The organism is Rhodoferax sediminis (assembly GCF_006970865.1).
Classification (GTDB): domain Bacteria; phylum Pseudomonadota; class Gammaproteobacteria; order Burkholderiales; family Burkholderiaceae_C; genus Rhodoferax_A; species Rhodoferax_A sediminis.
In genome coordinates this window covers 640,450-666,433 of the sequence record NZ_CP035503.1, presented here as the reverse complement: position 1 = coordinate 666,433, position 25,984 = coordinate 640,450, and the positions used below count along the sequence as shown (strand labels likewise).

The window sequence follows — 25,984 nt, the reverse complement described above, 5'->3', positions numbered from 1 at the left end:
AGGCCGCCGAAGTTGTCGTGATCATTGGCACTAAGCATTACACCGGCTTCTTGTTGAAGCGACCAAAACGTGCCGCCAAAACGGGCAACGCCAGCAGGTTCAGAACAGTCGAGGTCACGAGGCCTCCCAGGATGACGATGGCCATGGGTCCCTCGATTTCGTTGCCCGGCTCTGCGCTGGACAGCGCCAATGGAAGCAGGCCGAGCGCTGTCACGAGGGCGGTCATCAAGATTGGGATCAGGCGCTCCGAAGCTCCCCGCCGGGCGGCTTCCAGTCCCCACAGCATGCCTTCGGAATGCACCAAATGCTCGTAATGCGAAACGAGCATGATCGAATTGCGCAGCGTGATCCCGAACAGCGTGACGAAGCCGACCAATGACCCCAAGGTCAGGTTGCCTCCGGTGAGCAGCACCGTCAAAACGCCCCCGACCAGGGCGAAAGGCAGGTTGACCAGCACGAGCATCAGCCCGCGCGTGCTGCGCAGCGCGACGAACAGCAGCAGAACGATTGCAACGGCCGCGATGCCGGTATTGACCAGCAGATCGTGCCGCGACTGGGCCTGCGCCTGCGCCTCGCCGGCGAACACCGCATAGGTGCCGCGCGGAAAAGCGACCTTGCTCGCAATCTGCGCCTGTGCCACCTTGACGAAGTCGCCCACCGCGCGCCCGGTAACGTTGGTGGTGACCGTCTGCAGACGTTGCCCGCCCCGGTGCTGGATCTGATAACGACCATCGGATTGCCGAATATCGGCCAGCTCGCGAAGCGGCATCACCAGCCCTTGCGGATTGCGCAGCAACAGCGCGCCCACGCCGGCGGGGTCGCCGTGCACGCCCGCGCCCAGCCTCACGGTGACGTCATAGGCCCTGGTTCCCTGGAATACCTGGGCAACTGCGACGCCCTCGAACGCCGTCTGTATCGCCTCGAGCACATCCACGGAACGAAATCCGAACCGGCTCAACTGCTGCGCACGCAGACGCACGACCATTTGCGGGGTGCCCGGGGGCGATTGCACCGTCACGCCGATGGCGCCAGGGATGCCGCCGAGCACCTGCGCGATCTCCTGCGCCTTGCTGTCCAGAACGTCGAGGTCGTCGCCGAAGACATTGACGATGACCGGTGCGGTGTAGCCGGAGATCGTCTCGTCGATTCGCTCCTTCAGGAAGGTGTTCGCCGAGGTTGTCAGTCCAGGGAAACGTGCCAAGGTGGCGATTACGTCGGATCGCGCGCGTTCCTGTCCGGCACCAGACATCGGCTTGAGCGCCACCTCGAACTCGCTGATGTTCACACCGACCGGGTCGACGACATCCTCGGCGCGGCCGGCTCGTTGCGCCACAAGACGCACGCCTGGAATCTTGGCCAATGCGACCGATACTTCGCGTCCAATGCGCATCGACTCGGTTAGCGAAGTTCCTGGTGCAGTGGCCATGTGCACTGTGTAGTGGCCCTCTTTCAGGTCAGGAATGAAGCTCGTGCTGAAGAACGGGATGATTGCGAGCGCCAGCATGCAAAGGATCGCAAGGGCGGCAATCAGAACTTTGGGGCGATGCTCCACGGCCGTCAGCACCAGGCCATAGCGCGCCTTCAGCGCACCGATCAGGCGAGGCTCCCTTTCCTGCAGTGGCCTGCGAGTCAGAAGAATGTACGCAAGGGCCGGTGTTACCGTCAGGGCGACACCAAGCGAGGCGAGGATGGCAAGGATGTAGGCAATTCCGAGTGGCGCAAACAGCTTGCCGGCCACGCCCGACAAGGTGAGCACTGGAAGGAAGATGAGTGCGACGATGAAGGTCGCAAACACGACGGCACCACGCACCTCGACGGATGCCTTCAGCACTACCCGCGCTGGCGCCAAAGGGGTTGACAGTGCCTGGTTCTCACGCAGCCTTCTGAAGATGTTCTCCACATCGACGATGGCGTCGTCCACCACTTCGCCGAGAGCGATCGCGAGGCCGCCGAGCGTCATGGTGTTCAGACTGACGCCGAGGTGGTGCAACACCACGACTGCCGTAAGCAGCGAAAGCGGAATCGCGGTCGCTGAAATGAAGGCCGTGCGTACGTCCAGGAGGAATAGAAAGAGCACAGCGACGACCATGGCGCCGCCCATCAGGAGCGCCGTGCGCAGATGATCGATGGAGGCGGTGATGAAATCGGCTGGCCGAAAGATATCCGGGTGCAGCACGATGTGCTGGACGTCAAGTGCCGGCTTGAGCTCAGAGAGCACACGTTCAACCGCTTCGGTGGCCAACATCGGATCGGCCCCGTACTGGCTCTCGATCACCATCATCAGGCCAGGCTGATCGCCGATCGAGGCGCCGCCGACGACGGGAGCGGCGCCGATCGCGACCCGCGCGACGTCCCCCAGATGAACGCTGACACCACCGCGCTCGGCGACGACGGCTTGTGCCAGTTCCTCAACGGACGTGATCTGGCCTTCCGAATGAACGACGATGCGTTGATTCGCGCTCTCCACATAGCCGCCGCCGCGCACGCCGGTGGATCGACGTGCGGCTTCGAGTACGTCCGAGACTTGTAGCCCATAGGCGAGCAGCTTCTGAGGATCCACCTCGATCTGGAACTGACGCACATCGCCGCCGAAGATGATCACGTCGGCCACGCCCGGAACGCCGAGCAGGCGTGGCTTCACGGTCCACTGCGCGGCATCGCGCAGCACCATCGATGGCTGCTCTCGCGATGTGAGGCCGATGACCATCGCCACGCCCGTCGAGGATGTCAGTGGCAGCAGCGCCGGCGGCTTGACTCCCGGCGGCAGCGCCCCAGCCACATTGCCAAGGCGCTCAGCCACCAGCTGCCGCGCCCGATAGATGTCGGTGCCCGCATCAAACGTGAGGCTTACCACCGAGAGCGCTTGCAGCGATTTGGACTGCATGGTCTGCAGGCCGAGCGTGCCGCCCAGCGAATTCTCGATTGGCTGGGTAACCAGCGTCTCCACCTGCTCGCTCGACAGGCCCGGGGCTTGCGTGTGGACGATTGCCAAAGGGGGCGCAAACTCCGGGAAAACATCCAGACGCGATTGGAACAGCACGTAGAAGCCGTAGCCGGCGAGAAGGCACGACAGGGCGATGACCACCCCGCGCAAGCGAATCGCGGTCCGAACGAGCGAGGTCAGCATGGAAAGTCGTGCGCGTGCAGGCACTTGTTCTGCCGCCGCTTGGTCATATCAGTCGCACTCTGGATCCTTGCACGCGCTACCGCTCGCGCGAGGCTTGAGTTCTTCGGACAGCAGCAATTGGGCGCCTTGAATCACGACTTGCGCACCCTGTTGAATGGGTTGCGTGACGAAATACCCCCCGTTGGCGGGGGCGCTGATGGAGACCGGTGTGCGGGCAAACCGATCTGGCGCCGTCTTCACGTAAGCCCATGGCTGCCCGCCGTACCAGATCAATGCGTCGGCGGGAACGACAACGCCGATCTCGGCGCGAGTCGCTGGCGCAGGCAGGAAGGCGCTGACCCGCGTTCCCGCGGCGATAGGGCCGGTTGCCGTGATCGCCGACCGGTAAACGAAGGCATCCCCCGGCACTGCCGGATCGCTCTGTGCGGCGCGCGCGACGAGTTCGGCTGGCTGGCGCCGGTTGTCGACGCCTGACACATCGATCTTGCTGGGCGGCGCGCCAACGAAGCCCGAGGGGACCGATACACGCAGCAAGATGTCCTGACGGTTCAACAGACGCTGGAACGCAGCGGATCGTGGATCCATCGCCCACTGCGCCAGCGAATCCCCGAACTGGGTGCGCAAGCTGCCTCGAAGGTTGTTTTCGGTTGCCATCGCTGCTTCGGCTCGGGCCAGCTCCGCCCGGTAGGTTGCCTCGGCGGCTTGGTAGGCCTTCAGGGACATGTTCTGGTTGTCCCGGAAGAGCGCCCCGGTGCGGTCGAACTCGTGACGCGCGACCTCAGCCTGGGCGGCCGTCGCTGCCCGCTCTGCCTGCGCTGCCGCGTAGCGCACGCGCAAGTCAATAAGCGGCTGCAGGTCCAGCACCATGGCCGAGGCCACCACCTCGCTGCGATAAAGCGCCGAGGAGAGCTGCTGCGTGCGGATGCCGCTGTGTTGCTGGGTCGCGGGATCGACCGTCACGACGGTGGCGCCGTTCACCTTGGTCACGCTTTGCGGGGCACTGGCGGGCGTTGCCGAGCTTGCCGCACGAGCTTGCGTGTAGCCCCTAATGACGTAGCCAGCCGCCGCGGCAACCAGGAGGCCAACAACCAGAGCGATGACAACAGTGAACCGCTTCATTTGGGTGTTGGTGCGAGAAGATCGGCCGGTACCGCGTTGCCGGCGCCGAACTGCAGCGGCTGCTGCATGGCGTCCTCCAACTGGCCGGTGGTGCGCTGAACCGCCACGCGCGCGGCCAGACGAGACAGCGTGCTCGTCTCCAGCGTGCTCTGCGCAGAGATCAGGGTCAGCCGATCTGTCTCTCCAGTATCGAAAGACCGCCTCAGATTTTGCAAGACTCGCGTCTGGGTGGCCAGGAGTCTGTCCTGCAAGTCGAGCGCAGCTAGTGCAGATTGATGGGCCTGGACCGCTCGGTCGATGTCGTTGATGGTTGCAGCCTGAAGCGCTAGCGCTTCCGTGGCCGCTTCCTTGCGTCGGCCTTCCGCTTCGGCAATCGGCCCCTCATTGCGGTTGAAGACCGGCAGTGCGATGCCGGAAAACTGTGAAGATAATTTATTCGCCCCTGAATCGACGGTATAGCCGATACCGATATGGAGATCGGGATACTGACGCGCGATCTCGAGTTGCAACGCCGCTTGACTTGCTTCGTAACGGGCCAATGCGGCCCGCAGGTCGACCCGATTCAGAACCGCGCTGCGTCGCGCGTCGTCAAGCGGAATCTCCGCCGGGGTGCGCTCAAACTCCTCGAAGCCGATGTTGACCTGGCGCAGCGCGCCGAGCGACAGCCCCATCACCCTGGCGACCTCGGCACGCGAGGCGCCTTGTCGATCCATGGATTGCACCACTTCGTTTCGGCTGCGCAACAGTGCCACCTTTGCGGAGTTCACATCGGTGGTGGAGGCAGCACCGAGCGTGAAACGCCGATCCAGCATCGCCACGATCTGCTCCTGGGCCGCCACCTGTCGCGTCAGGATTTCCGATGCGCGGCTGGCCGCGAAAAGGTCCAGCAGGGCGCTGCGCAGGCGCGATCGCACTTGCCATGCGACCACGCCGATTTGCAACCGCGCGGCATCGCTCAACTCATTGGCTCGCGCGAGCCGGTACCCTCGCTTGCCGGCCGTTTCGATCGGGATGTCTAGCCCCAATCCATAAAGATAAGGCAACGTTCCGTCCGGTGCGTTCGTCGTGTACCCAAGGGGCAGAACCAGCGTCGGGTTCGGCCGCTGCTGCGCGGTGCGCGCCGCGGCCCGGCTCGTCTCCCAGCGAGCCCTCGCCACATCGAGTTCCGGGCTGTAGTAAAAAGCGGCCAGGGTCAGCGTTTCTAAATTCCACGCCTCGCCCACACCGGCTTCATGGTCTTGATGTTCGGTGATGTAGCGTCGCAGCGCCGGGTCATCGAGACTGCGCGATTCAAAGCTTCGCGCGAGTGCGGCCGGCTCGATGGGTTTTGCTTGGTAGCTCGCACAACCGGCCAGGATGGTCAGCGAGAGGCCGATTGCCATCGGCACCAAGCTCATCATGCGCAACTGAGCAGCGCACGCGAACTCCAGCTGTCGTGGGATACAGCGTGGTTCGAGGGTTGGTTGAAAGAAAAGCACGAGACAGCCGTTCAATGATGGCTGCAACGATATCGAATTACGCGTCAAGCTCGCGTGAGCATGGCGTGATGAAAGCGTTAAGGCGCCGGTGAAAACAGCACAATGAAACGGCTACCGCCGCCTTCGCGGTCTTCGACCGACACGCGCCAGCCAAGGTGGTCCGCCACGCGACGGACAATCGCAAGTCCCAGTCCGGAACCGGTCAGCTGATCGGCACTGCCGCGCACGAACCGCTCGAACAGTCGCTCGCGAATGGCTAATGGGATACCGATGCCGGTATCTTCGACCACCAGGGCGTCGACCAGCAGCCGTACAGTGACGCAACCCTGCTCCGTGAACTGGCAGGCGTTGCGAATGAGATTGCCCACTGCGATACCCACGAGTTCCGGTTGCGCGAAAACGTGCACTTCCGCGGACGATTCGAACTGAAGTTCGACCGGTTTTCCTTCCAGCAGCGGGCGGTGTCGTTCCATCTCCTGCTCGATCAACGGGATCAACCCGATCCTCGGTGCGTCGACGGATTCCGGCGCGCGAGAGAGAAGCAGCAGTGCTCCGATACGGTCCGCGGTATCCGCCGCGGTGCGTCGAACTCGCTCCACGATTGGCAGCAGTTCGTCCTTGCCGTGCAGGCGTGCCTGTAGCAACTCCGCCGCGCCCAAGATGACCGTCAACGGTGTTCGCAACTCATGGCTCACGTCGCCGGCAAAAAGGCGCTCGCGTGCCAGGAACGTTCCGAGCGCATTCGTCCTGGCGGCGAAGGCTCTGGCGAGGACACCGATCTCATCGCCGGCCCGCAGAGAGGGTAACTCGCTTGTCATGTCCTCCTTCCGTACGGCATCAGCCAGGGCCGTGACGGGCGCAATGACGCGGCTTGCGGTAATGCGACCCAAGAGCACTGCCAGCAGCAGACAGGCCGGAACGGCGACAGCCAGCGCTTCGTAGACACTGCGTTTGATCCGCTCGTAGTCGCTATCGTCTTGCGCGATGGCATAGCGTTCGCCTTTGTCATCGACTATGAGCGCCTGATGCGCGCTGTCGCCGATCACAGTGTCGTAGACCCCGGGCTTGAGGCCGGTGAGCGCCAGCGGAATGTCGCGGCCGTGATAGAGCGTTGCCTCGCCTGGTTCGGTGATTGCGAGGCCCTGCCGATAGCGTTCGATCAACCCTGGCGCTGCTTGCGACAGACGCTGATCGATCACGCGATCCTCGACAGCCTGCAGGGCAAGGAAGGCAACAATGGCAAAGCACCCGCAGACTGCGCAGGTCAGCAGCACATAGGCTGCAACGATCCGATAGCGCAGTGACATGGTCCTATTCCTGCGCGGCGGTCAGCCGGTAGCCGATGCCTGGCAGCGTCTTGAGCATGGGGATCGCGAACGGCTTGTCGAGCACCACTCGCAAAGAATGGATATGCGTTCGAAGGGCGTCGCTGTCCGGTCGATCGTCGCCCCACACTTCCCGCTCAAGGTTATCCCGACTTACCACGGCAGGCGCTGCACGCATCAGCGCCGCAAGCAACTTGTAGCCGGTGGGCGTCAGCTGCAATTGGGTGCCGGCGCGTGTCGCTTGGAAGGTCGCCGGATCGAAAGTCAACGCCCCTACACGCAGGGCCGTCGTCACGTGGTTGCCTCTCGCCCTGCGTATGAGCGCCTTAAGGCGGACCTCCAGTTCGATCATCGAAAACGGCTTGACCAAGTAGTCGTCCGCCCCGCATCCGAACCCGGCCACCTTGTCCTCGACGGTGTCCCTTGCGGTAAGTATCAAGACGGGCGTGGCACAGCCAAATACGGCGCGCAAGCGACCGCATACGTCGAGCCCATCGAGCCCAGGAAGCATCAGATCGAGAACGATGGCATCGTAGGTGCCCTTACTGGCAAGCGCCAATCCCGCAGAGCCATTGCGCGCACTGTCCAGTACGTAGCCCAAAGGCTCCAGGAATCCGTACAGATTCGCGAGGATGTCGGGATTGTCTTCTACGATCAGTAGTCTCATGGCCGTGCGGTGGTCAAAGCGCAGCGCAAAATGAGCCTGCCGACGGCGCCCGCTCAAGCCTGTGCAGCCGTGAACGGATTATACGAGCGCCGCTCGCCGGATCACTACGCCGGAGGGGGTGGTTGCGAGCCGAATCGGTGAACGCTGCCACCTCGTACTGCTGCTGAATCAACTCTTCGGCGACCTGATCTTACTGTGTCGTGCGCCATGAAAAGGCGCTGTCTTCCAGCGGGTGCGAATCCCGCCCGGCAACTGTCGCCCCAGCCGGTAGCAATCGGAGTAATCGTGGAGGTAACGAAGCGTTTGAAGCCCTCGGTGTAGAGGATCCTTCAAGGGACTTAACGATCATGCAGGCCGTAAGGCGACTGAACGTTGAGCAGGCCTCGAAAGAGATGGTGCGCAAGGCACGCCAGCGGAACCTGCTCCAGCACGGTTTCCCAGATCGAGATGGTCTACGCGACCGACAGCACGGATTCAGGACGCAGCCCGAAGGCGAACGTGCTGAACGCGCCGGGGCCGGTTGCCTTTGTTGAGGACTATCTGCCGTACCTGGTGGGCGTTGATCCTGCCATTCATTCGGCCCTGATCATGCGAGGTCGGAATGGCACGCCGAACTGTGGGGAGGGCTTGCGACTGGCCGCCTCGCAGCACAGCAGTCTGGTGGAATTCTCGCGCTGGTGGGTGGCGGCTGATACGTGATCGATCCTGGAAGCCTCACTTATTCGAGCGCGGGAGACTCACCTTCATCTGATTTGGGCTTGAACACTGGAAGTCTGGCGGCCGACGGCTTGCCACGTCAGGCGCGGTTGGTGACACGCAGCCACACGCCCAAGGTGTCCCGCAGGCAGGGCTCGCACAAATCAACCTCGACCCGACTCCCATCGCCAAAAATCGAGTCGTAACCGGCATCGAAACCGATCGACGCCATTTCATGAAAGCCGGGCTCCCCGCGCTCAGCCGCCTTGCCGCACCGATCGCATGTGATCCGGTGCACCACACTCACGGTCTCGGCGATCACCACTTGCATGAGGTTCTCCTTGCGAAATCAACAGGCTGCATCATTCACCTGTTACTGCCGCCGCCCATCGGCATCCTTGCCAATGCCCATTATTTGAGCACACCCTGTAAACCCAATGCCTGCGCCATTTTGACGAGTTGTTAGGGCAACTGTCCACAGCTTAGACCACAGTAATCGTGGGTAACTGCGCGCCGCTGGACAAGGCCCTGCACACCGGAGTATTGACGTCGGGCTTGACCTTGCGTTACATTTGCGGCAGGTGACCGTCACCTGCCGCACGCGCCCAGACTGGGCACGACGAAGACGGAATATTCGCAGACCTAACCCATTCCTTTGTTTTTCCATGGGCGGACCGCAATGCGTGCACCGGATACATCGCCCAGGAGAAAACAATGGAACTACTGCAGTTGAAACTGCTGGCGGGTCGTATTCGCGGCCTGCTGGAACAATCAAACCACCCCGTAAACCACAATCAGTCGCTTGACTTGATCGCCGCGCTGCCTGGTCTTCGCAACTGGCCAGAGGTCCAAGCTTTTCCTGATCGGGTTGCAGGCTGTGAGCTCGATACCACATCGGCAGGCCGAATGGCCTTCAGGCTCAAGAAAAAGTTCGAACTTGTGTTCACACCTCAGTCTATGTTGACGGCGCTCAGTCCACCCGGTGTCGAGAGGATTCACCCTGTGCCCCAGATCTGGCCCGGTGGGCCTGCGCCTGGCGTGTACATAACAACATCCCAGGACGCCATCAACGCGCTGCTCGAGAGATACGAAGACGCGACAGACGGGGCTCTCGTCTATGCTGAGCGTGATGGTAACCACTGGGCTGGCAGCATTGATCTAGGTGAAAACGGCTTGTGGTCAAACGGGCTGGAGCGCGTACCCAGTGGAACACTGCTCGTCGTCGGCCCGCTCGAACTGGACCAACAATCCTGGGGCGATAGCTCAAGTAGTCTCGAGAGGGCCTGTCTGCATGCTCAGGCGTCGGCGCACCGAGTGGCGGTTCTGATTCGGACCCCAACGCCTAGCGCTATGTGCGAGGACGTCCGACTCATGATTCAATCCGCCTATTCTGAAGGTAATGACACTGATGCAGCGTTGTTGGGGGTCGTAACCGCGGACGGGGAAATGCAAAGAAGGTTGCCCTTCGCACAACCTTGGCCAACTCCGGCGCAGATCCGAAGTGAGGTCACGGTTGACGCCATCCCGCCATCCGCGCGTGAGGCTCTGAAAATCGCGCTCTCAGAGCGTCACGCCGGGTTGTTGTTCTTTGGCTCTGCAATCATTGACGAACACACCGCGATAGATCTTGTGGTTTCCGCCCTGGCTTTGACGGAACATGCGGGGCCGGCCGCGCGCATCATGCCTCGCAATCGATCGACGCCCGCAAAGGACTGGCTCGTGCCAGACGCCATTAAGCGGCTCCCGTTTTTACCCTCAGTCGAGAGTGCGTTCGCGCAAGGGTATCGACGGATGATCGTCGATCCGAACTACACAGAGACCGAGCTTCTTTTGGAGTTCGGCAAGGACGTTCTTTTTATCGCGGGAACGTACGGCAGCGATGTTGACGAAATATTTATGAGCATGCTGCGCCGGGGCAGGGTCAAAAAGGAGAGCGACCTCGTTACTCTGATAATTGCCCTTTTAGGTGTGAAACCAATTCCAACGAAACACGGCGAGGTTGTTGCGAGTGATTTATTTATTGGGCGCGGAATCGGCCCGGCTTTACCCGTGAAGTTTGAAGACATTATTAGGTACCTGCAAGAGAGTCGAGTCTTGAAATGGCAAGACGAAATGGCTCATCTACTGGATTCGGGTGAGGTAACCGTCGCCGGCATCAAAAGGACGATGGAACGAAACCATGCGGTTCGTGAATTCTTGGCGCAAAGAGCCTCGAACAGGCAGTCCGCGCACAGTGCAGGCTAGAGTGCTGCAATTGTCTCGAGCCAAGCGTGTCATGCTGCGTCTCAGCCCGGAGGCCCATGAAGCATTGAAAATCATCATGGCGCATACCTTCGTGATGCGCTTGCGCCTTGCTGTAGCCCACGGTGGCGAGCCACTGTAGTTTGCCAGTTAGCAGGCTGTTGAAATTTGCTGCAATGAGCCATTCTGAGCGACGGACGCGAGGTCATCCAGTGGTTGCAATTGCCGGGCGAGGGGCCGTTTCGTCTCGCCATTGCGTTCTAGAGCCTGGCGCGGTGGCCTTTGGTGATTCATTGGACTGCTCCTTGCGGTATTCGCGTGAACAGTCGAGCCATTCGCACGATGTTGCTGGCTGTCATCGTCAGCTTGAAGTGCTGATCGACCCGTCGGATGCCTCTATACAGTGTCTGCCTGATGCGCCCGATGGTCTTGCCCCAGCCGAAGTGCTCCTCGATGCGCTTTCGGATCGTCTGGCTGACAGCATAGCCGGCGTGCCGGGTTGTTCGCCCATCGATGGCACTGCCACCGATGCGTGTGTCGTTACTGGCCACGTGAGGCGTGACGCGGCGCTGGCGACAGGCGGCAATGAAGTCCCGCGTGTCGTAGGCTTTGTCTGCGGCGACGGTTTTGGGGTGCGTACCGGGCAAGGTGTCCAGCATCGCCAGCGCCGCGGCTCTCTCGCCCAGCCCGTCGGCATGGGTGACGACGGCACCCACCACCAGCCCCGAGCGGTTCTCCATCAGCACATGGCCCTGATAGCTCATGATGGCGGCGGTGTTGTGACTCTTTCTGAACAGTCGTGCGTCAGGGTCAGTGGTGCTGGCATGGGTGTCGTTGCTGCGCGGCTTGCCCTTCCAGTTGGCTTGGGTGTTGCGCCCGCTCGGCTCCCCGCCGTTGGCGTCGTCATTGCTGCCGTCCTTGGGCACGAAGCTCTTGTGGCTGGCCCACGCCTGGATCAGCGTGCCGTCCACCGAGAAGTGCTCTTTGGACAGCAACTGGCACTTGTCGGCCAAGGTCATGACCTCTGTGAAGAAGCTCTCCACCACCTCGTGTTCGAGCAAGCGGTCGCGGTTCTTGGAGAAGGTGGAGTGGTCCCAGACGGCGTCGTCGATGGCCAGACCGATGAACCAGCGGTACAGCAGGTTGTAGCGTACCTGCTCCATCAACTGGCGCTCGCTGCGCACCGAGAAGAAGATCTGGATGAGCATGGCCCGCAGCAACTTCTCCGGGGCGATGGAGGCTCGGCCTGTGTCCGCGTAGATCAGGTTGAACAGGCCCCCCAGCCGTCCAAGCGCTTCGTTGACCAGCGTGCGCACTCCGCGCAGCGGATGATCCGCAGGAACAAAATCTTCCAGCTTGGCCACTGTGAACAGCGCTTCTTGCATTGCGTCTGATCCTCGCATCGCATTCTCTCCGTTATGAGCATGAACACAATATCGATAACGACCATCCCGCAGACGACGTTTACATGCGGGTAAATTTCAACAGCCTGTTAGGGCTCGATTCCCCGTGACGAGGCATAGTTCAACAGTGACGCCTGCAACTCCAGCATGTCGGGTTCTGGCAGAAGACAGCCCAACGGTGACTGGCCTCGACGCCCCCTTGGCACAAGGACGACTGGGGCACGGCTCAAGGGTGACGCCGTACCTGGTTCAAGCGTGACGCTACCAGGCCCACTCAGAACCATGGATCGCACTTTGCCACCCTGCCCCGGCGCTCTGTGACGCATAGACCTAAGGCATCTTCAGTTGATCGGTAAGCAAACGGTGATCCCATCTTGAGATAGACCCAGCAGTCGGGCATGGTGTGCACGATGAAGATCATGCACACCATGGCGAGCGAGGCGATCGCCGGGCGCCCCAAGCGGCGCTTCTACAGCCCAGAACTCAAGACGCAGGTCGTAGCGCAGTGCCAAACCGATGGCACGTCGGTCGCTGGCGTTGCGCTGGCCCACGGCATCAATGCCAATATTGTCCACCGCTGGCTTCGTGAGCATGCCCATGATGGGTTGTCGGTTGCGTCGCAGGGCTTTGTGCCACTAACCCTGCAGGCTGGCGCAGTTGAACCGTTTAGGACTACGGCCATGCCTGCAGAGATCAAACGCGACATCCGTATCGAAGTTCACCGTGGCACGGGCTCGGTGAGCGTGAACTGGCCGCTCGAAGGTGCTGAGTCCTGCGCGGCCTGGCTGCGCGACTGGCTGAGATGATCCGCATAGATACCGCGTGGCTTGCTTACGGCCCAGCGGCGGTACCAGATGCTGTTTGCCATTGAACGGCGGGGTCGGCCAGCGCAAGCTCTGGGGCATCGTGGGCCTGGCCAAGCGTTACCCCAATCGCTTCATCGACGCGGCCTGTGCGCAGGCCATAGAACACGGTGTGCTCAGCTACCGGCACGTCAAGGCGCTGACCGAGCGGCTGATGGCCAACGCCTTGGCCCCCCTGCAGGCCGGTGCCCCGACATCGTCGGCGTCAACGCTCACCCAGCAGCACGCGCTCATTCGCAGCGCACAGGAGTACGGCGATCTACCTGAATTGGGAAACACTGTTTTAGACTTTACAATTGCTGCGTTGGTGCTCGCGGTGTGGTTCACATGCCGCAGTTCAACGGGAAGCAGGAGGGTGCGCTGCCAACAGCAAACCTAACCTGCGCTGCCCCCGCAACGGTAAGCGGACGAATCCCTCCAGATTCGGTTTGCCGGTCACACAGCCACTGGGCGTCTTGAACACGCGCCTGGGAAGGCGACCCGCAAATTGCTCCGCCAGCCCGGATACCGGCCATCAAGGTGGCGGCCATGGCTCTTCGAGCTTTGCCGTCGTAACGCTCAAGCACTGGCGGGGACGCCGGTGAGGGCTTTTTTGCGGATTGTTCCCTTCATGAAAACCTGTATTTCCCGTGCGCGCCTTGCCGTGCTGCCGCTGGCGTTGACCGCCGCGTTTCCCGTGCTGGCGCAAAACCAGCCTGCCGCATCCCTGAATGAAACCATAGTCACGGCCACGCGCTTCGCCGAACCCGCCGAGTCTCTGCCGCTTGGCGTGAGCGTCATTACGGCCGATGAAATACGCGCATCCGGTACCACCACGGTGAATGAGGCGCTGATGCGGTTGCTGGGTGTCGTCGGGCGGCAGGACTTTTACGGCGGCGGCGATTACGCGCTGGATCTTCGAGGCTTTGGCATCACGGCCGATAGCAACCAGGTTGTGATGGTGGATGGAATGAAGATCAGCGAAGCCGACCTTGGCGGCACGCGCCTGGCCGGCATTCCCATCGATAGCGTGGAGCGCATCGAGGTGTTGCGCAGCAGTGGCGCCGTGCTGTATGGCGAAGGCGCTACCGGCGGGGTAATCCTGATCACGACCAAGGCAGGCGCCGGCAAGGCGCGCCACAACTCGGCGTCGGTCTATGCAGGGGCCGGCAGCTACGGGCTGCGGGAAGCGCGAGCCAATGCCACGGTGGCCGGCGGAGGATTCTCGCTCGACGTGTCCGGATTGAAACGCGACAGCGACAACCATCGGGACAACTTCCGCTCCAAAGTGGATGGCGCTTCGGTGACAGGGCAGTGGTCGAACGACTGGTTGCGCCTGGGCGCCCGCTACTCGCAAGATTCGCTCGATACGGGTTTGCCGGGCGCTCTCACCGCCGCGCAGTACGCGGCCGATCCAAAGCAAACCACGACGCCGAACGACCACGCCCACATCAGGAATACTCGCAACAGCATTTTCGCCGAAGCCATGCTTGGCAACTGGCAACTGGCGGCGGACGCAGGCTCGCGGCAAAAGAATCTTGTCAGTAGCCTCAGCGGTTTTCCTTTTGCCTACGACATCGACGCGAACAACTACTCGCTGCGCGCGCGCAACGAAGCCAGGCTCGGTGAGGTGAAAAATGCGCTGATACTGGGCACCGACTACAACGATTGGAGCCGTGACGTGCTGGGCGCCTTTGGCTCGGTGGCGCAGCAGTCATCGCGTGCATGGTACGTGAAAGACGACGTTACCTTGCCTGGCAGTGGCACGCGCCTGAGCGCGGGCTGGCGCACGGAACGCATTGCCAAGGACAGCACCAGCGCGGCGGCCGGACTGTCGGACCGGCAGCACGCCTGGGAGTTGGGCGTGAGTCAGCCGGTGGCGCAGGGCGTGACGGTGTATGGGCGCGCCGGACGGAGCTTTCGCCTGGCTAATGTGGACGAGTTCAGCTTCACCACGCCGGGAGTGATTCTGAAGCCGCAAACCTCGCGCGATCTGGAGTTGGGGACGCGTTGGGCCTACGAGGCAGGAAAGCTGGAAGCCCGGCTGTATCGGAGCATGCTTGAAAACGAAATTGGCTTTGATCCGAATGCGGCCGGACCTTTTGGCTTTGCGGGTGCCAACGTCAATTTCGATCCCACGCGCCGCCAGGGTCTGGAAATCGACGCCTCCCATGCGCTGACCAAGATGGTCGGGCTGCGTGTCGATGCAGCCGTACGCAAGGCGAACTTCCGTTCCGGTCCCTACGCGGGCAACGACGTTCCGCTGGTGCCGCAACGCACGCTGGCGGTACATGCCGATTGGACGCCGGCGGCGGGGCACCATATCACAGGCGGCGTGAACTGGGTATCCTCGCAACACCCCGATTTCGGCAACAGCTGCCGCATTCCGGCCTATGCCACCGTGGACCTGCGCTACGCCTACCAGTGGCAGCAGGTGGAGCTGTCGCTGGGGGTGGCCAATCTTTTTGACAGGAAGTATTACACCCAGGCATTCGGGTGCGCGGCGGGGGTGACCACCTCCATCTACCCAGAAGCTGGCCGTGCCATCACGGCTGCCATGCGCGTTCGGTTCTGAGTGGCCACAGGCCCAAAAAACACACAGGAGTTCGCCGAAATGCCTTCTGTATCCTGCCCCGCCATCCTGGTCGCGGCACCGGCATCCGGCCAGGGCAAGACCACGGTGGCCTGCGCGCTGGCGCGCTGGCACACGCGCCAGGGCCGGCGCGTGCGGGTGTTCAAGTGCGGGCCGGATTTTCTGGACCCGCACTGGCTGGCACTGGCCAGCGGCGCGCCGGTGCACCAACTCGACCTGTGGATGACCGGCGAGGCCGATTGCCGCCAGCGGCTGCACCAGGCGGCGCAGCAGGCCGACCTCCTCATCGTCGAAGGCGTGATGGGCCTGTTCGACGGCGCGCCGAGCGCGGCCGATCTGGCGCAGCGGTTTGATCTGCCGGTGCTGGCGGTGGTTGACGCCTCCGCTATGGCGGGGACCTTTGGCGCGTTGGCGCTCGGTTTGCAGCATTACCGGCCTGGCTTGCGCTGGGCCGGCGTGCTGGCCAATCGCGTCGCCGGCGAGCGCCACGCCGACATGCTGCGGGCCAGCTTGCGCGAGCCAGCGCACTGGCTCGGGGCCTTGATGCGCAACCCGGCGCTCGCATTGCCGGAGCGGCACCTGGGACTGACCGTGGCCAGCGAGGTCGATGACGCCATGGCGCGGCTCGATGCAGCCGCCGACGCGCTGGCGGGCACGACGCTCACGCAGATGTCCGGCGCTGATTTGCAGCGCTGGGCCGTGTCGTTTGAGCCGGCCGCGAGTGCTGCCGCGCCAGCCACGGGCGCGCAGCCCTTGCTGGGCACCACGGTGGCGGTGGCGCGCGATGCGGCCTTCTGCTTTATCTACGCCGCCAATCTGGAGTGTCTGCAGGCGCTCGGCGCCAAGGTGGCGTTTTTCTCGCCGCTGGCGGACGCCGCACTGCCCGATTGCGACGCGGTGTGGCTGCCCGGCGGCTACCCGGAGCTGCATGCCGAGCAGCTGGCGCGCAACCGGGGTCTACGCGATGGGCTGGCCGCGCACGTGGCGCAGCACAAGCCCGTCTGGGCCGAGTGCGGTGGCATGATGGTGCTGTTCGATCAACTCGTGACAAGGGACGGCGAGACCCATGCCCAGTGGGGCCTGCTACCCGGCCGCATCACCATGCAACAACGTCTGGCCGCCCTCGGGCCGCAGCAGCTTGTGATTGACGGGCAACTGCTGCGCGGCCACACCTTCCATTACTCGACCTGCGCCACGCCGCTGGCGGTCCGCACCCGCACTGCGCGGCCGGGCTGCGAGACGGCGCCCGACGCGGGCGAGGCCTTGTACGAAGCAGGCAGCCTCCGCGCCAGCTACTTCCATGCGTGGTTTGCGTCCAATCCACAGGCGGTGGCGGCCCTGTTCGCGCGCCGGACCGTTACTGGGGGAACTGTCTCATGAGTGCCTTGAATTTTGAGTTGCAGAACGGCCCGCAGCGCATCGTCTGCATGACCGAAGAGACCACCGAATGGCTTTACCTGCTGGGCGAAGAGGCCCGCATCGTTGGCATCTCCGGCTACACCGTGCGGCCGCGCCGCGCGCGTGAAGAGAAACCCAAGGTCAGCGCCTTCATCAATGCCAAGATCGACAAGATACTGGCTTTGAAGCCCGACTGCGTGTTCGGCTTTTCCGACATGCAGGCGGATATTGCGGCCGAGCTGATTCGCCGCGGCGTGCAGGTCACGATCTTCAACCAGCGCAGCGTGGCCGAGATTTTCTCCATGATGAGTCAGGTCGCCGCCATGGTGGGGCAGGTGGCGCGCGGACAGGCGCTGATGCAGACCATGCTGGAGGGCTTGCGTGCCATCGAAAAGACGGCCGCCGCCTTGCCGCGCCGCCCACGCGTGTTCTTTGAAGAGTGGGACGAGCCGCACATCAGCGCGATCCGCTGGGTGTCCGAGCTGATCGGCATCGCGGGCGGTGACGACTGCTTCCCCGAGCTGGCGGCGCAGCCCATGGGCAAGAACCGCATCATTGCCGATGGCGCTGAGATTGTGCGGCGCAACCCCGACATCATCATCGGCTCGTGGTGCGGCAAGAAGTTCCGGCCCGAAAAAGTGGCGGCGCGCGCGGGCTGGCAGGACGTGAACGCAGTCAGGAGCGGGCAGCTGTTCGAGGTCAAATCCACCGACATCCTGCAGCCCGGTCCGGCCGCCTTGACTGACGGAATTGCGCATTTGCACCGCATCATCATGGCGTGGGGAAAGAATGTGACCCCCACGCTTGTCGCTTCGCGTACTGCGCTGCCCCCCGAGGGGGCGCGTTTCGCCTTGGGGCGGCCCGGCGGCGAAACCGTCGCTCCCACGCCCGACGCCGGAGAGTCCAAGGCATGACGGCTCAAGGTGTTGCCCGCAGCGAACTGATCCTGGGCGGCCAGAAGAGCGGCAAGTCGCGCCGCGCCGAAGCGCTCGCAGCGGCGTGGCTGGCGCAATCACCCGGCCACCGCGCAGTCTTCATTGCCACCGCCCGGGCGGGGGACGATGAAATGGCCAGGCGCATTGCGCGGCATCGGCAAGACCGCGCCGCTCGCGTGCCCGGCATGACGACGGTGGAAGAGCCGCTGCAGCTGGCGCAGGCGATGGCAGCGCACGGCCGGCCCGATACGTTGCTGGTCATCGACTGTCTGACGCTGTGGCTGACCAACGCGCTGATGCCGGCCGCTGACCCTGACCCGCCCCAGGACCAAGGTGATGGCAATGACCGTGAATTTAAGCGAAATGTGCCTGTAGCCCTTGATGGATTTGCACAGATAGCTATTGTTTTAGGAGCAATCCGCAATGCCCCCGGCCCCGTGGTGCTGGTCAGCAACGAGATCGGGCTCGGCGTGATTCCGCTGGGGCGCGAGGTGCGCGCCTTCGTCGATGCGCTGGGGCGGCTCAATCAGGATCTGGCGCAGGCGTGCGAGCGCGTCACGCTGATGCTGGCCGGCTTGCCCGTCCCGATCAAGGACGGCTCGGGAGAAGCTTCGTGAGGAAGCTGCTTGCCCTGCTGCTCGTGTGGTGCGCGCTGCTGGGCTCGCAGGGCGCGTTCGCGCTGCAGGTCACCGACGACCGCGGCGTGACGGTCACGCTGGCCGAGTCGCCGCAGCGCATCGTGAGCCTGCTGCCATCGCTCACCGAGAGCGTGTGCGAACTCGGCGCCTGTGCACGCCTGGTGGGGGTGGACCGATACTCGAACTATCCGGCCAGCGTGCGGGCCCTGCCGCAGGTCGGCGGCGGGCTCGATCCCAACATCGAGGCGATCGTCGCGCTGCGGCCCGATGTGGTGCTGCTGGCCACCTCGTCGCGCGCCAGCCAGCGGCTCGAATCGCTCGGCCTGAAGGCGGTGGCGCTGGAGCCCCACAGCTATGCCGACGTGCGCCGCGTGCTGGACAAGATCGGCCAGGTGCTGGCCGTGCCCGATGCGCAGCGCGTCTGGCGCGTGATCGATGCCGGCGTGTCGGCGGCCGCGCAGTCGTTGCCGCAGCGGGTCCGCAACATGCGGGTTTATTTCGAGGTCAACGGCGGACCTTACGCGGCCGGTGCATCGTCCTTCATGGGCGAGATCCTGACGCGCCTGGGCGCGCGGAACATCGTGCCGGCGGCGCTCGGGCCGTTTCCCGAACTCAATCCCGAGTACGTGGTGCGCGCCGACCCCGACGTGATCATGGTGGGCGAGCGCAGCGCGCAGGGCCTGGCGCAGCGCCCCGGCTGGGCGCAGATGCGCGCGGTCCGCGGACAGCACGTCTGCGTGTTCAATCCGCAGCAGATGGACGTGCTGATCCGCCCCGGTCCGCGCATGGCGCAGGCCGCGCGCCTGATGGCCCAATGTCTGCTGGACAAGGCGCCATGACGGCACCGGTGCGCGATGTGACGGGCCAGGCGCGCGCCGCCTTCATGCTGGGCGCGGGATTGCTGCTGGTCAGCGCGGTCTTGCTGCTGCTGGGCAGTGCCGCGGGCAGCACCGGTTTCGAGAGTTTTTTGACGGCCGGCCATGACCCTGTGGCGCGGCAAATCATCTGGGACATCCGGCTGCCGCGCACCGCGGGCGCGTGGCTGGCGGGCGCTTTGCTCGGGCTGGCGGGTGCGGTGGCGCAGGGGCTGTTCCGCAACCCACTGGCCGACCCCTATTTGCTGGGCAGTGCCTCGGGCGCCTCGCTCGCAGTGGCCGCGTCCATGGCGCTGTTGGGCATGTCGCCGCTGGCCACGCAATGGCTGGTGCGCCTGGGCCTGACGGGGGCCGCCTTTGTCGGCGCGGTGGCGGCCGTGCTGCTCACGTTGCTGCTCGCCAAGGGCGTGCAGCACACGCTGCGCCTGCTGCTGGCCGGCGTGATCGTGGGTGTGGTGCTCGGCGCCCTGACTGCCTTGACCATGCTGCTGGTGCCCGAGGTGCAGCAAACCATGCAGGCGTTCACGCTGGGCAGCACGGCCTTTGTCGGCTGGGCCTCGTGCGTGCTGATGGCGGGCGCATGGCTGGCCTGCATGGTGGTGGCCTGGATGCTGAGTCATGCGCTGGATGGGCTGGCGCTGGGCGAAGCCACGGCGCTCAGCCTGGGCCTGCCGCTGCCGGCCATGCGCGCGGCGCTGGTGGTGGTGCTGGCGCTGGCCACCGGTGCCGCCGTGGCGCAAACCGGGCTGATCGCCTTCGTCGGCCTGGCGGCGCCGCACATGGTGCGCTCGGTCGTGAAGACCACGCACGGGCGCCTGATTCTGCTGGCCAGCCTGATGGGCGCCGTGCTGCTGCTGGCTGCCGACATTCTGGCGCGCGCGCTGATCGCGCCGCAGGAGTTGCCGGTCGGCGTGCTTACCGCCGTGCTGGGCGGCAGCTACCTGCTATGGCTCATGCACCGGCGCACCAGCCGCGGGCAAGTGCTATGACACAGGTGCCGGTTGCTATCAATCCCATAGCGCTTGGTGCCCATGCCATTGGGGCCAGGCTCGGAAACATTGAGGTGCTGCATGGGATCGAACTGTCCATTCCACAAGGCCGTTGGACCAGCATCGTCGGCCCCAACGGCGCCGGCAAATCGACGCTGCTCAAGGTGTTGGCGGGCCTGCTGCCGCACGCGGGCCAGGTCGTGCTGCTGGGCCGGCCGCTGGCAGGTCTGCCGGGCCGCGTGCGGGCGCAGCAGCTGTCCTGGCTGGGCCAGAACGAGGCCAGCGCCGACGATTTGACGGTCTATGACGTGGCCATGCTCGGGCGCCTGCCGCACCAGGCCTGGCTGGCGCCGCCCAGCGAGCTGGATCGTGCTGCGGTGGAGCAGGCGCTGCGCGCCACCCAGGCCTGGGACTGGCGCGGCCGGCCCCTGAGCCATCTCTCGGGCGGCGAGCGCCAGCGCGTGCTGCTGGCGCGGGCGCTGGCCGTGCAGGCGCAGGTGCTGCTGATGGACGAGCCGCTGGCCAATCTCGATCCGCCGCACCAGGCCGACTGGCTGACGCTGATGCGCCAGCTGGTGGCCGGCGGCAAGACCGTGGTCAGCGTGCTGCACGAAATCTCGCTGGCGCTGCGGGCCGACGAGATGGTGATCATGAGCCAGGGCGCCATCACCCATCAGGGCGGCTGCCGCGAGGCCGCCACGCACCGCGCGCTGGAGCAGGTGTTTGACCATCGCATCATCATTGCGCCCTTGCTGGACCAGTGGGTGGCGCTGCCGAAATCATGAAACCTTGCGGGACAGACCGCAGGCTGCGTAGCAGGCCAGCTCTGTCCTCAACTAGCCAACTAGCCAGGAACAAACCCATGCAAATCGAAACTCCTCCCGCCACCAAGCCCTACGAGAAGCCCGAGGGCGAGCGCCGCGGCCTGGTTATCGTCAACACCGGCGACGGCAAGGGCAAGAGCACGGCGGCGTTTGGTCTGGCGCTGCGCGCGCACGGCCGCGCCAAGGCGGTCAAGATTTTCCAGTTCATGAAGGTGCCGACGGCGCGCTTTGGCGAGCACCGCATGTTCGAGCAGCTCGGCATTCCCATCGAAGGCCTGGGCGACGGCTTCAGCTGGAAAAGCCAGGATCTGGAACACTCGGCCCAACTGGCGCGCGATGGTTGGCAGAAAGCGCGGGCGGCCATCCTGGGCGGCGAGTTCTTCATGGTGGTGCTCGACGAGATCACCTATCCGCTGATCTACGGCTGGCTGCTGCTGGACGATGTATTGCAGACCTTGCGCGAGCGCCCGCGTGAGGTCCATGTGGTTCTTACGGGGCGCCGTTGTCCACCCGAGATCATCGAGCTGGCCGGCACCGTGACCGAGATGACCAAGATCAAGCACGCCTTCAACGCCGGTATTCCGGCCCAGCGCGGCATTGAAGACTGAGAAGGTGCATTCGTTCACACCTTCTGATCGTGGCTGACATGAGCAATCAAACCCCCGAGCACGCCTTTTCGGCGTCAGAGATCGCCGCCGTTTACCGCGCCATTTACGAGCGGCGCGACATGCGGCATTTTTGTGGCGGCAGCGTGCCCGCCGACATGCTGCAGCGCCTGTTGTCCGCGGCGCACCATGCGCCCAGCGTCGGCTTCATGCAGCCTTGGCGCTTCATCCGCATCAAGAGCCTGGCGCTGCGCCAGGACATTCATGCGCTGGTGGAACAGGAGCGAGTGCTCACGGCAAAGGCTCTGGGCGAGCGCGAAGACGCCTTCATGAAACTCAAGGTGCAGGGCGTGCTCGATGCCGCCGAGCTGCTGGTGGTGGCACTGCCAGCGGGGCGCGAGCAGCATGTATTTGGCCGGCGCACCCTGCCCGAGATGGATTTGGCATCAAGCGCCTGCGCCATCCAGAACCTGTGGCTGGCCGCCCGCGCCGAGGGGCTGGGCATGGGCTGGGTGTCCCTGTTTGCCCCGGAGCAGCTGGCCGGCCTGCTGCACATGCCGCCCGGCAGCAAGCCGATTGCCGTGCTGTGCCTCGGGCCGGTCACAGCGTTCTATGACCAGCCGATGCTGCAAACCGAAAAATGGGCGCGCCGCGCGCCCTTGCACAGCATGCTGTTTGAGGACCGGTGGGACCAGCCTCTCGCTCCGCCACCCGACACCCCGGTGCAGGCGGCCCGCGATGTTTGACGGCGCCTTCGATGCGCAGGGGTTTGGTTGGGGCCTGGCGCTGGCCGGCGGCCTGGTGCTGGCGCTGGTGTTGGACTGGGCATTCGGCGAGCCGCCGGCCCGGCTGCACCCCGTCGTCTGGATCGGCCGCTACCTCGGCTGGGCAGGCCGCCTCATTGCACCGTCCATCGCACCCTGCGCTGCCCCTCGCGGTACGCACGCGCAGCCGCGCGATTTCAAGCATTTTTGTGCCGGAGCCCTTGCCTGGACTGCGGGTTCAGCTATCGCCCTGATAGCATCGCTGGCCTTGGAGACGCTCGCGCGGCGACTGCCCCTGTGGCTCGCCGCGGCGCTGCTGGGCGTGGCGCTCAAGCCAATGCTGGCCTGGCGCATGTTGCGTGACGAGGTGCTGGCGGTCGAGGCCGCGCTGGGCGAATCGCTGGCGGCGGGGCGCGAGCGCCTGGCCTGGCTGGTCAGCCGCGATGTGGCGGACCTGAGTGAGACCGGGGTGCGCGAGAGCGCGATCGAAACCCTGGCTGAAAACCTCAACGACTCGGTGCTGGCGCCGATCTTCTGGTTCGTGCTGCTGGGCCTGCCCGGTGCCGCCGTGTACCGCTTCGCCAACACGGCCGACGCCATGTGGGGTTACCGCGGCGAGCGCGCCGGCCGCGACTGGGAATGGGCCGGCAAATGGGCGGCGCGCGCCGACGACGTGCTTTCCTGGCTCCCGGCGCGCTTGACGGCCTTGTTGCTCGCGCTGGTGGCCGGTCCCATGTCGCTCAAAACGCTGCGCAGGGAGGCCCGTCGCACGCCGTCGCCCAACAGCGGCTGGCCGATGGCGGCGATGGCGCTGGCGTTGCGGATCAGCCTGCGCAAACCCGGTGGCTACGCCCTGAATGCTGCCGCCCCGCCGCCGCAGGCCACGGACACGCCGCGCGCCATCGATATTGCATTAAAAGTGGTACTGGCCTTTGCTCTGATTGGGCTATCAGCTATTGTTTTAATAGCATACGAGGTTAGCCGGTGACTGCCGCGGCGGAAACGATGCAGCGCCTGCATGGCGGTCCCGACGCGCAGGGCGTGCCGCGTTACGACTTCTCGACCAACAGCAATGCTTGCGGCCCGTGCCCGTGGGCGCTGGCGGCCGTGCAACAGGCCGACGCCAGCTGCTATCCGGATCCGGGCTACCGGACGCTGCGCGAACAACTGGCCGCCTTTCATGGCGTGTTGCCGCAGCGTGTGCTGCTCGCGGGCAGCGCCAGCGAATTCATCTTTCGCATCACGGCCTGGGTCGCGCAGCAGGGTGAACGCAGCGGGCAGGGCGAGTGCGCCGTCTGGTTGCCGCGGCACGGTTATGGCGACTACGCCCTGGCGGCGCAGGCTTGGGCTCTGCCGGTGACCACACAACCGCGGGACGCGCAACTGCTGTGGTGTTGCGACCCGTCCAGCCCGCTGGGAACGTGCCAGGACGGACTGCAAGGGCTGGCCGCGACGCCCGGTGTATGCGTGATGGACCGCGCCTACGAGCCCCTGCGCTTGAGCGGCGCGCTGGCCTTGAGCGATGCCCAGGTCGATCGCGTATGGCAACTGTGGACGCCCAACAAGGCGCTGGGCCTGACCGGCGTGCGCGCGGCGTACGTCATTGCGCCCATCAAAGCCGATGACGCGGTGGCCGCGCTGGAGCGCCTATGCGTGTCGTGGCCAGTGGGCGCGCACGGGGTGGCGCTGCTGCAGGCGTGGACGCTGCCCGAGGTCCAGGCCTGGCTGGCCGACAGCCAGCAAACCCTCCAATGCTGGAAGACCCGGCAAGTCGGGCTGTGCGAATCGCTGGGCTGGACCTGCCTGCCCAGCGACACCAATTTTTTCTGTGTGCGGCCCCATGCCGCTGGGCTCGGCCACCTGCTCGACCAGTTGCGTGGGCACGGCATCAAGCTGCGCGACACTGCCTCGTTCGGGCTGCTTGGCCACGTGCGCCTGAGCGTGCAGCCGCCCTTGGCGCAAGACGCGCTGGCCGATGCGTGGCAAAAAGTTAACGAAAGGGAAACCCCATGACCGCAAAATGTGTCATGGTGCTCGGCACCACCAGTGGCGCCGGCAAGAGCTGGCTCACGACGGCGCTGTGCCGCTGGTATGCGCGCCAGGGCCTCAAGGTCGCGCCGTTCAAGGCGCAGAACATGAGCAATAACGCAAGGGTGGTCGCTCAAGGCGAAATCGGCAGCGCCCAGTACTTCCAGGCGCTGGCCGCGCGCGCGCAGCCCGAGGTGCGCATGAACCCGCTGCTGCTCAAGCCCGAGCGCGACACCCACAGCCAGGTGGTGCTGATGGGGCAGGTCGACGAGGCGCTGTCCCGCATGCCCTGGCGCGGCCGCAGCGCCAGCGTGTGGCCGGTGGTGGCGCGTGCGCTGGACGGGCTGCGCGCGGAAAACGATGTGCTGGTAATCGAGGGCGCCGGCTCGCCGGCCGAGATCAACCTGCACGACAGCGACATCGTCAACATGCGTGTGGCGCTGCATGCGCAGGCGCGCTGCCTGCTCGTGACCGACATCGACCGCGGCGGCGCGTTCGCACACCTTTACGGTACCTGGGCGTTGTTGCCCGAGGCCGAGCGCGTCCTCATCAAGGGCTTCGTTCTCAACAAGTTTCGGGGTGACGCGGCGTTGCTCGCGCCCGCGCCGCAACAGCTGCAGGAACTCACCCGCATTCCCACCGTGGCCACGCTGCCAATGTGGTGGCAGCACGGTCTGCCCGAAGAGGACGGTGTGTTTGACGATCGCAGTGTGGCCGCCGGTGTGGTGAGCCAAACCATCGCGGTGGTGGCCTATCCACGCATCAGCAACCTCGATGAATTCCAGCCCCTGAAGAACATCCCCGGCGTGCGCCTGGTCTGGGCGCACAGTTCGGCCGACGTGGCGGGCGCCGACTGGATCATCCTGCCCGGCTCCAAGCACACCAGCGGTGACCTGGCCTGGCTGCGCGCGCAGGGCCTGGACCGCGCAATCGCCGCGCACGCGGCGCAGGGCGGGGCGGTGCTCGGTATCTGTGGCGGCCTGCAGATGCTGGGCGAGGCGCTGATCGATCCGCACGGCATCGACGGCAACGGCCCCGGCCTGGGCTTGCTGCCGCTGGTGACCGCGTTCGATCCGGCCAAGACCGTGCGCCACGCACGGACCCGCTTCACCGGGCTCACCGGCCCGTGGGCGGCGCTCTCGGACACCGAGACTGCGGGCTACGAAATCCACCACGGTCAGACCGCTCAACATCCGGCCATGGCCGCCCAGGGCGATGTGGCGCGGGCCGTGTTGGCCGATGGCTTGGGCTGGCAGAATGACGCGGGCAACGTGCTGGGTGTCTACCTGCATGGCTTGTTCGAAGACCCGCGCGTGCTGCACGCATTATTTGGCGCCAGCGCGTCCACGTTGAACAGCGTATTCGACGGCCTGGCCGATTTCATTGAAAAACATGTCGAGCCTGGCGTGCTCGATGCCCTCATCCGAAAGAACTGAA

General features: G+C 64.5%; 22 protein-coding genes, 1 pseudogene and 1 riboswitch. Of the genes and pseudogenes, 16 read left to right on the top strand and 7 right to left on the bottom strand.

Annotated elements, in window-relative coordinates; translation table 11 throughout:
- Positions 1 to 37 precede the first annotated feature (37 nt).
- The 5 genes from EUB48_RS03160 to EUB48_RS03140 form a co-directional block, all read right to left on the bottom strand.
- Positions 38 to 3,127 carry an efflux RND transporter permease subunit gene (locus EUB48_RS03160; RefSeq protein WP_142817580.1) on the bottom strand — a complete coding sequence of 1,030 codons (3,090 nt, stop codon included), beginning with the start codon at positions 3,125 to 3,127 and terminating at the stop codon, positions 38 to 40.
- Between the two features lie 48 nt (positions 3,128 to 3,175).
- Entirely contained in the window at positions 3,176 to 4,246 is a 1,071-nt protein-coding gene (locus EUB48_RS03155; RefSeq protein WP_142817579.1) for an efflux RND transporter periplasmic adaptor subunit, read from the bottom strand.
- On the bottom strand, positions 4,243 to 5,628 hold the full coding sequence (locus tag EUB48_RS03150; protein WP_168226689.1) for a TolC family protein: 1,386 nt from the start codon (positions 5,626 to 5,628) through the stop codon (positions 4,243 to 4,245). The genes EUB48_RS03155 and EUB48_RS03150 overlap by 4 nt, the downstream gene beginning before the upstream one ends.
- 173 nt (positions 5,629 to 5,801) lie before the next feature.
- On the bottom strand, positions 5,802 to 7,031 hold the full coding sequence (locus EUB48_RS03145) for a sensor histidine kinase (RefSeq protein ID WP_142817577.1): 1,230 nt from the start codon (positions 7,029 to 7,031) through the stop codon (positions 5,802 to 5,804).
- A 4-nt stretch (positions 7,032 to 7,035) separates the two neighbouring features.
- Complete coding sequence (locus EUB48_RS03140; RefSeq protein ID WP_142817576.1) at positions 7,036 to 7,716, bottom strand: response regulator transcription factor; 681 nt, start codon at positions 7,714 to 7,716, stop codon at positions 7,036 to 7,038.
- A 447-nt stretch (positions 7,717 to 8,163) separates the two neighbouring features.
- On the opposite strand from EUB48_RS03140, the gene EUB48_RS03135 reads away from it, so the two are divergent.
- Complete coding sequence (locus EUB48_RS03135) at positions 8,164 to 8,415, top strand: hypothetical protein (protein WP_142817575.1); 252 nt, start codon at positions 8,164 to 8,166, stop codon at positions 8,413 to 8,415.
- Positions 8,416 to 8,512: 97 nt separating this feature from the next.
- Here EUB48_RS03135 and EUB48_RS03130 read toward each other — a convergent pair whose 3' ends face one another.
- Complete coding sequence (locus EUB48_RS03130; RefSeq protein ID WP_142817574.1) at positions 8,513 to 8,743, bottom strand: hypothetical protein; 231 nt, start codon at positions 8,741 to 8,743, stop codon at positions 8,513 to 8,515.
- 383 nt (positions 8,744 to 9,126) lie between these two features.
- Between EUB48_RS03130 and EUB48_RS03125 the strand changes: the two genes are divergently transcribed.
- On the top strand, positions 9,127 to 10,656 hold the full coding sequence (locus EUB48_RS03125) for a hypothetical protein (RefSeq protein WP_142817573.1): 1,530 nt from the start codon (positions 9,127 to 9,129) through the stop codon (positions 10,654 to 10,656).
- A gap of 287 nt (positions 10,657 to 10,943) precedes the next feature.
- On the opposite strand, the gene EUB48_RS03120 is transcribed toward EUB48_RS03125, so the two are convergent.
- On the bottom strand, positions 10,944 to 12,056 hold the full coding sequence (locus tag EUB48_RS03120) for an IS5 family transposase (RefSeq protein WP_142817572.1): 1,113 nt from the start codon (positions 12,054 to 12,056) through the stop codon (positions 10,944 to 10,946).
- Between the two features lie 410 nt (positions 12,057 to 12,466).
- Here EUB48_RS03120 and tnpA point away from each other — a divergent pair, with 410 nt between their 5' ends.
- The 14 genes and pseudogenes from tnpA to EUB48_RS03050 all read left to right on the top strand — a co-directional run bounded on the left by tnpA (position 12,467) and on the right by EUB48_RS03050 (position 25,983).
- Positions 12,467 to 12,862: an IS66-like element accessory protein TnpA gene (gene tnpA / locus EUB48_RS03115; RefSeq protein WP_168226688.1), complete on the top strand. Its 396-nt coding sequence runs from the start codon at positions 12,467 to 12,469 to the stop codon at positions 12,860 to 12,862.
- Between the two features lie 30 nt (positions 12,863 to 12,892).
- Positions 12,893 to 13,181 (top strand): annotated as a pseudogene (locus EUB48_RS03110) (IS21 family transposase); the annotation flags it as partial.
- Between the two features lie 26 nt (positions 13,182 to 13,207).
- Positions 13,208 to 13,449: riboswitch (cobalamin riboswitch) on the top strand.
- Positions 13,450 to 13,529: 80 nt separating this feature from the next.
- Positions 13,530 to 15,473, top strand: a complete 1,944-nt coding sequence (locus EUB48_RS03105) for a TonB-dependent receptor (RefSeq protein ID WP_142817570.1) — start codon at positions 13,530 to 13,532, stop codon at positions 15,471 to 15,473.
- A 39-nt stretch (positions 15,474 to 15,512) separates the two neighbouring features.
- Entirely contained in the window at positions 15,513 to 16,871 is a 1,359-nt protein-coding gene (locus EUB48_RS03100; protein WP_142817569.1) for a cobyrinic acid a,c-diamide synthase CobB, read from the top strand.
- Positions 16,868 to 17,803, top strand: coding sequence for an ABC transporter substrate-binding protein (locus EUB48_RS03095; protein ID WP_244618314.1), 936 nt, complete (start codon positions 16,868 to 16,870; stop codon positions 17,801 to 17,803). The genes EUB48_RS03100 and EUB48_RS03095 overlap by 4 nt, the downstream gene beginning before the upstream one ends.
- Positions 17,800 to 18,441, top strand: a complete 642-nt coding sequence (locus EUB48_RS03090) for a bifunctional adenosylcobinamide kinase/adenosylcobinamide-phosphate guanylyltransferase (RefSeq protein WP_142817568.1) — start codon at positions 17,800 to 17,802, stop codon at positions 18,439 to 18,441. Before EUB48_RS03095 ends, EUB48_RS03090 begins: the two co-directional genes overlap by 4 nt.
- Complete coding sequence (locus tag EUB48_RS03085) at positions 18,438 to 19,301, top strand: ABC transporter substrate-binding protein (RefSeq protein WP_142817567.1); 864 nt, start codon at positions 18,438 to 18,440, stop codon at positions 19,299 to 19,301. Before EUB48_RS03090 ends, EUB48_RS03085 begins: the two co-directional genes overlap by 4 nt.
- Positions 19,277 to 20,326 (top strand): FecCD family ABC transporter permease, encoded by a 1,050-nt coding sequence (locus EUB48_RS03080; RefSeq protein WP_420821428.1) that lies wholly within the window; start codon positions 19,277 to 19,279, stop codon positions 20,324 to 20,326. The genes EUB48_RS03085 and EUB48_RS03080 overlap by 25 nt, the downstream gene beginning before the upstream one ends.
- Entirely contained in the window at positions 20,323 to 21,111 is a 789-nt protein-coding gene (locus tag EUB48_RS03075) for an ABC transporter ATP-binding protein (RefSeq protein ID WP_142817566.1), read from the top strand. Before EUB48_RS03080 ends, EUB48_RS03075 begins: the two co-directional genes overlap by 4 nt.
- A 77-nt stretch (positions 21,112 to 21,188) precedes the next feature.
- A complete protein-coding gene (cobO, locus tag EUB48_RS03070; protein ID WP_142817565.1) occupies positions 21,189 to 21,758 on the top strand; it encodes a cob(I)yrinic acid a,c-diamide adenosyltransferase in 570 nt (189 codons plus the stop codon).
- A gap of 38 nt (positions 21,759 to 21,796) precedes the next feature.
- Positions 21,797 to 22,501 carry a 5,6-dimethylbenzimidazole synthase gene (gene bluB, locus EUB48_RS03065; RefSeq protein ID WP_142817564.1) on the top strand — a complete coding sequence of 235 codons (705 nt, stop codon included), beginning with the start codon at positions 21,797 to 21,799 and terminating at the stop codon, positions 22,499 to 22,501.
- Positions 22,494 to 23,507, top strand: a complete 1,014-nt coding sequence (gene cbiB, locus EUB48_RS03060) for an adenosylcobinamide-phosphate synthase CbiB (protein ID WP_142817563.1) — start codon at positions 22,494 to 22,496, stop codon at positions 23,505 to 23,507. Before bluB ends, cbiB begins: the two co-directional genes overlap by 8 nt.
- A gap of 17 nt (positions 23,508 to 23,524) precedes the next feature.
- Positions 23,525 to 24,532, top strand: a complete 1,008-nt coding sequence (locus EUB48_RS03055) for an aminotransferase class I/II-fold pyridoxal phosphate-dependent enzyme (protein WP_142821064.1) — start codon at positions 23,525 to 23,527, stop codon at positions 24,530 to 24,532.
- Complete coding sequence (locus tag EUB48_RS03050) at positions 24,529 to 25,983, top strand: cobyric acid synthase (protein ID WP_142817562.1); 1,455 nt, start codon at positions 24,529 to 24,531, stop codon at positions 25,981 to 25,983. The genes EUB48_RS03055 and EUB48_RS03050 overlap by 4 nt, the downstream gene beginning before the upstream one ends.
- The last annotated feature ends 1 nt before the right edge of the window (position 25,984 follow it).

What these genes read in the sequence shown, in the direction of transcription:
- EUB48_RS03075 (WP_142817566.1), top strand. Translation starts at nt 20,323, where the DNA reads ATGACACAGGTGCCGGTTGCTATCAATCCCATAGCGCTTGGTGCCCAT.
- EUB48_RS03135 (WP_142817575.1), top strand. Translation starts at nt 8,164, where the DNA reads ATGGTCTACGCGACCGACAGCACGGATTCAGGACGCAGCCCGAAGGCG.
- EUB48_RS03090 (WP_142817568.1), top strand. Translation starts at nt 17,800, where the DNA reads ATGACGGCTCAAGGTGTTGCCCGCAGCGAACTGATCCTGGGCGGCCAG.
- EUB48_RS03120 (WP_142817572.1), bottom strand. Translation starts at nt 12,056, where the DNA reads ATGCGAGGATCAGACGCAATGCAAGAAGCGCTGTTCACAGTGGCCAAG.
- bluB (WP_142817564.1), top strand. Translation starts at nt 21,797, where the DNA reads ATGAGCAATCAAACCCCCGAGCACGCCTTTTCGGCGTCAGAGATCGCC.
- EUB48_RS03055 (WP_142821064.1), top strand. Translation starts at nt 23,525, where the DNA reads ATGCAGCGCCTGCATGGCGGTCCCGACGCGCAGGGCGTGCCGCGTTAC.
- EUB48_RS03080 (WP_420821428.1), top strand. Translation starts at nt 19,277, where the DNA reads ATGTCTGCTGGACAAGGCGCCATGACGGCACCGGTGCGCGATGTGACG.
- EUB48_RS03100 (WP_142817569.1), top strand. Translation starts at nt 15,513, where the DNA reads ATGCCTTCTGTATCCTGCCCCGCCATCCTGGTCGCGGCACCGGCATCC.
- EUB48_RS03150 (WP_168226689.1), bottom strand. Translation starts at nt 5,628, where the DNA reads ATGGCAATCGGCCTCTCGCTGACCATCCTGGCCGGTTGTGCGAGCTAC.
- EUB48_RS03130 (WP_142817574.1), bottom strand. Translation starts at nt 8,743, where the DNA reads ATGCAAGTGGTGATCGCCGAGACCGTGAGTGTGGTGCACCGGATCACA.
- EUB48_RS03155 (WP_142817579.1), bottom strand. Translation starts at nt 4,246, where the DNA reads ATGAAGCGGTTCACTGTTGTCATCGCTCTGGTTGTTGGCCTCCTGGTT.
- EUB48_RS03105 (WP_142817570.1), top strand. Translation starts at nt 13,530, where the DNA reads ATGAAAACCTGTATTTCCCGTGCGCGCCTTGCCGTGCTGCCGCTGGCG.
- tnpA (WP_168226688.1), top strand. Translation starts at nt 12,467, where the DNA reads ATGAAGATCATGCACACCATGGCGAGCGAGGCGATCGCCGGGCGCCCC.
- EUB48_RS03125 (WP_142817573.1), top strand. Translation starts at nt 9,127, where the DNA reads ATGGAACTACTGCAGTTGAAACTGCTGGCGGGTCGTATTCGCGGCCTG.
- EUB48_RS03145 (WP_142817577.1), bottom strand. Translation starts at nt 7,031, where the DNA reads ATGTCACTGCGCTATCGGATCGTTGCAGCCTATGTGCTGCTGACCTGC.
- cbiB (WP_142817563.1), top strand. Translation starts at nt 22,494, where the DNA reads ATGTTTGACGGCGCCTTCGATGCGCAGGGGTTTGGTTGGGGCCTGGCG.
- EUB48_RS03160 (WP_142817580.1), bottom strand. Translation starts at nt 3,127, where the DNA reads ATGCTGACCTCGCTCGTTCGGACCGCGATTCGCTTGCGCGGGGTGGTC.
- EUB48_RS03095 (WP_244618314.1), top strand. Translation starts at nt 16,868, where the DNA reads ATGAGTGCCTTGAATTTTGAGTTGCAGAACGGCCCGCAGCGCATCGTC.
- EUB48_RS03140 (WP_142817576.1), bottom strand. Translation starts at nt 7,716, where the DNA reads ATGAGACTACTGATCGTAGAAGACAATCCCGACATCCTCGCGAATCTG.
- EUB48_RS03050 (WP_142817562.1), top strand. Translation starts at nt 24,529, where the DNA reads ATGACCGCAAAATGTGTCATGGTGCTCGGCACCACCAGTGGCGCCGGC.
- cobO (WP_142817565.1), top strand. Translation starts at nt 21,189, where the DNA reads ATGCAAATCGAAACTCCTCCCGCCACCAAGCCCTACGAGAAGCCCGAG.